The organism is Candidatus Magnetobacterium casense (assembly GCF_019173545.1).
Lineage (GTDB): Bacteria > Nitrospirota > Thermodesulfovibrionia > Thermodesulfovibrionales > Magnetobacteriaceae > Magnetobacterium > Magnetobacterium cryptolimnobacter.
In genome coordinates, this window is the sequence record NZ_JABXWD010000365.1 from 1 (window position 1) to 3,389 (window position 3,389).

The 3,389-nt window shown below is 47.2% G+C and carries 4 protein-coding genes; all 4 read left to right on the top strand.

The features are described 5' to 3' along the window. Positions 1-150: 150 nt before the first annotated feature. The 4 genes from HWQ67_RS14885 to HWQ67_RS14900 all read left to right on the top strand — a co-directional run bounded on the left by HWQ67_RS14885 (position 151) and on the right by HWQ67_RS14900 (position 3,310). Positions 151-522 (top strand): single-stranded DNA-binding protein, encoded by a 372-nt coding sequence (locus tag HWQ67_RS14885; protein ID WP_218253479.1) that lies wholly within the window; start codon positions 151-153, stop codon positions 520-522. A 519-nt stretch (positions 523-1,041) separates the two neighbouring features. Next, positions 1,042-1,947: a class I SAM-dependent methyltransferase gene (locus HWQ67_RS14890; RefSeq protein WP_218253480.1), complete on the top strand. Its 906-nt coding sequence runs from the start codon at positions 1,042-1,044 to the stop codon at positions 1,945-1,947. After that, positions 1,944-2,876 (top strand): UbiA prenyltransferase family protein, encoded by a 933-nt coding sequence (locus tag HWQ67_RS14895; protein ID WP_218253481.1) that lies wholly within the window; start codon positions 1,944-1,946, stop codon positions 2,874-2,876. The genes HWQ67_RS14890 and HWQ67_RS14895 overlap by 4 nt, the downstream gene beginning before the upstream one ends. A 176-nt stretch (positions 2,877-3,052) precedes the next feature. Then, positions 3,053-3,310: a hypothetical protein gene (locus HWQ67_RS14900; RefSeq protein ID WP_218253482.1), complete on the top strand. Its 258-nt coding sequence runs from the start codon at positions 3,053-3,055 to the stop codon at positions 3,308-3,310. The last annotated feature ends 79 nt before the right edge of the window (positions 3,311-3,389 follow it).

Consider the following 3,389-nt stretch of genomic DNA (forward strand, 5'->3'; position numbering starts at 1 on the left):
TTGATTCTATTGCTCTTTGATTCATATATAACAGTCTATCACTTCTTGATCTATTTTGCAATAATTATTTTTCTGCTGCCCCTCTACCATGCTTTTTAAAGAGGATACCGAAACCGGCTATTAAAGAGGAATATAACGAGGATTTTCAAAATGTATAATCGAGTTACATTCGCCGGTTACATAACACACACTCCCGATTTCAGGTTGCTAACTAAAGGAACAGAGGTTGTACCAGTTATTACACTACGGTTAGCAGTAAAATCAGCCAATGAAGAGGTGTTATTCATCTATATTGTTGCCTTCGGTAAACAGGCAGAAAGTTGTCATAAGTGCTTAGATAAAGGCAATCCCGTTTTAGTGGAAGGACGGCTTAAAGAAAGCATCTGGGAGTACGAAGGTCAAAGGAAAAGTAAAGTACAATGTATTGCCTCTAAGGTTGTTTTTCTACCGAGAAACAGTGTTAAACCTGAATATGAAATGGAGAAAGTCAGTTGGAATGATGTTATAGGAGAGCCATTCTGAAAAACAAAGCAATCCCCCTCCCTTTATGGGAGGGGTTAGGGGAGGGGGTAGCTTAATCGAAATCAAAGTAATCTTGCCGTAACGATACAGGTTCACCATTCCGTAAACCGTTCAAAACAGGCTCAGTATGTCTACTTTCATCCGCATTGTCCTGTTGACTAGCTAATTCCTGAGCATAAGCATAAGCATCAGCCGATGTTGTTGGAGTGTAGTGTGTCGGTAAACGCCTCCTTAAAACCATAGTATCCTCCTTTTTTAGATGTATCTTTTTAATGATAATAAATGACTAAAATATATCGTTTCTTATGATAATTAACAGCCAGGTGCGACCTGGAGCGCCAAGAAGCAGAGCCGCCCCCTTCTTTACTTCTTTACGTATAAAATTAATTATGGACAGGTATTTATAGTGCATATCGGGCAATTATAGTCCTCTATTGTGCCCGAAAAAAACTTTACCCTTGCGTTTCAATAAACACACATGCTATTTTAAACAAGTATGAGAGTTGGAATAATCTATCAGTGGTAATAACAGAGGGCAATGTCTGCTGGGTATGCGCCGGCAGGGGGCTGGAATTGGTGCGTCCTTCGACGATACGGCGCCCGCTGTCGGATGTGAACTTTGCCATCACCGACCCCAACTACGGGACAACGGCTGCCATATATCGCTGCCGCAACTGCGGCTTCCTTCAGTGCGCACAACTGTCCGATGTCCTGCAATACTACCAGAGCCTCAGGGACGAGGAATACGACAGCAGCGGCCAACACCGCCTGCATCAAGCCGACAAGCTCCTCAGGACGATCATCCGGTACAAGAAAACTGGGAAGTTCCTCGATGTTGGAGCCGGCACTGGGTATCTCATGCAGCGGGCACTGGCACACGGGTTTGAGGCCGTTGGCATTGAGCCTTCAGCCTGGTTGTGCGAAAGGGCGGTTGCAAAGGGGTTAAACGTGGTATGCGGCGTACTGCCTGAGCGTTCTCTTAGCCCGCCATACGACGTCGTCACACTGATAGACGTCATCGAACACGTCTCAAATCCCGTGGAGGTACTGTTGCACGTTGCCGGGGTGATGTCGGCGGAATCGGTGGGCGTGCTGGTGACCCCTGATGTGCAATCGCTGGCGGCACGGTTGACGGGCAATCGGTGGTGGCATTACAGGGTGGCGCACGTTGGATACTTTAACCGTAAGACGATATCTCTGGCCCTGGAAAGGGCAGGACTCCGACCAATCTCTTTTAGCAGACCTGCCTGGTATCTCAGCGCCGCATATCTGATGTCGCGTCTGAACGTGTATCTGCCCTCATACCTGAAGCTCACCCCCCCGGATGTATTAAACCGTCTGACGGTTGGCTTTAACCTCTTTGATTCCATGCTTGTAGTGTTTCATAAAAAGAGCAGTCCGCTCCCTACGGTCGTTGGGGCGTGAACCTGCGTCCATACATCCAGATCGCCAGGCCGGACCACTGGTTCAAAAACGTCTTCATGCTGCCCGGCCTTGCCATCGCAACTCTGATGGAAACCAACATAGCGCAAGATTCACTGAAAAAGGCCGTCATCGCCTTTATCAGTGCCTCCCTGGTTGCCTCGGCCAACTACGTCATCAACGAGTACATAGACGCCGATTTTGATAGGCATCATCCAACCAAAAAGAACAGACCCGCTGCCGCCGGACTGGTTACACTGAGGTTCGTGGTGCTCCAGTACATATTGCTGGTATGCGTGGGGTTGGCCCTTGCAGTATACGTTGGGAAGCTGTTTGCAGCTACGGCTGTATTTTTGCTTGTGATGGGGGCCATCTACAACATCCCGCCAATAAGGGCCAAGGACTACATCTATGTTGACGTCCTGACCGAGTCGATCAACAACCCCATACGTCTGGTGCTGGGGTGGGGGATTATCATTGAGACATACCTGCCACCGGCCAGCGCACTATTGTGTTATTGGTTTGGCGGGGCATTTCTCATGGCCGTAAAGAGGTTCTCCGAGTACAGGTTCATCAATGATCACGAACGGGCCGGTTTGTACAGGCGCTCATTTGCCCACTATACGGCTGACAGGCTATTGCTGTCGAGTTTCTTTTATGCCATTACGTCGTCGCTGTTTCTCGGCATATTTCTCATCAAGTATCGCATCGAATTCATAATGAGCTTTCCGCTATTTGCTGCATTGTTTACGTGGTACCTGAAGATCGGCCTGCAGTACGACTCTCCCGCCCAACGACCACAACAGCTATTCACCCAAGTGGGGTTTATGGTCTTTGTTGCACTGCTGGCGGTGTTTGTCATGGCCCTGTTCTTCCTGGATATACCAATCCTGCACACGATATTTACAAAGAACATAGGATTTAACTGGTAGCCCTGCAGAAGGGGGACGGCTTGGGCGGCTTTATAGCTCTCATATAATTATTTCAACATATAACGATTTAAATACGTGAAGAACATTTCTCTTGATTTTATTTTTTTTATCACTTATACTTGTTGCTACTATGGATAAACAAGACGAAGAGATAAAAAACCAACAAAGGAGGAAGTATGTATCCAAAACCGCAGTACGACGTGCAGCCTGACGGCCAAACGGGGTTTAACGACGACAGGGTAATGATCCAGGGGTTTTACTGGGAATCGGTGCGACACGATCATCCCAAGTGGTATGATATCGTCAGGGAGCGGGCGGAGGCCTTAAATGAAGGTCGATTTGATCTCATATGGCTGCCACCGCCATCACATGCTGGAAGTCTGGAAGGTTATATTCCTAAAGAATACTTTACCGTGAAAATCTTATTGAGTTAAGACACAAAACTCCCCCTCACCGTCCATGACAGTTTTTTTTGCGATGATTCTATGTCTTATTCCTTACATATCCAAATTT

Bases quoted from the DNA above. Each gene is read 5' to 3' on its own strand.
- HWQ67_RS14885 (WP_218253479.1), top strand. From the start codon at position 151: ATGTATAATCGAGTTACATTCGCCGGTTACATAACACACACTCCCGAT.
- HWQ67_RS14900 (WP_218253482.1), top strand. From the start codon at position 3,053: ATGTATCCAAAACCGCAGTACGACGTGCAGCCTGACGGCCAAACGGGG.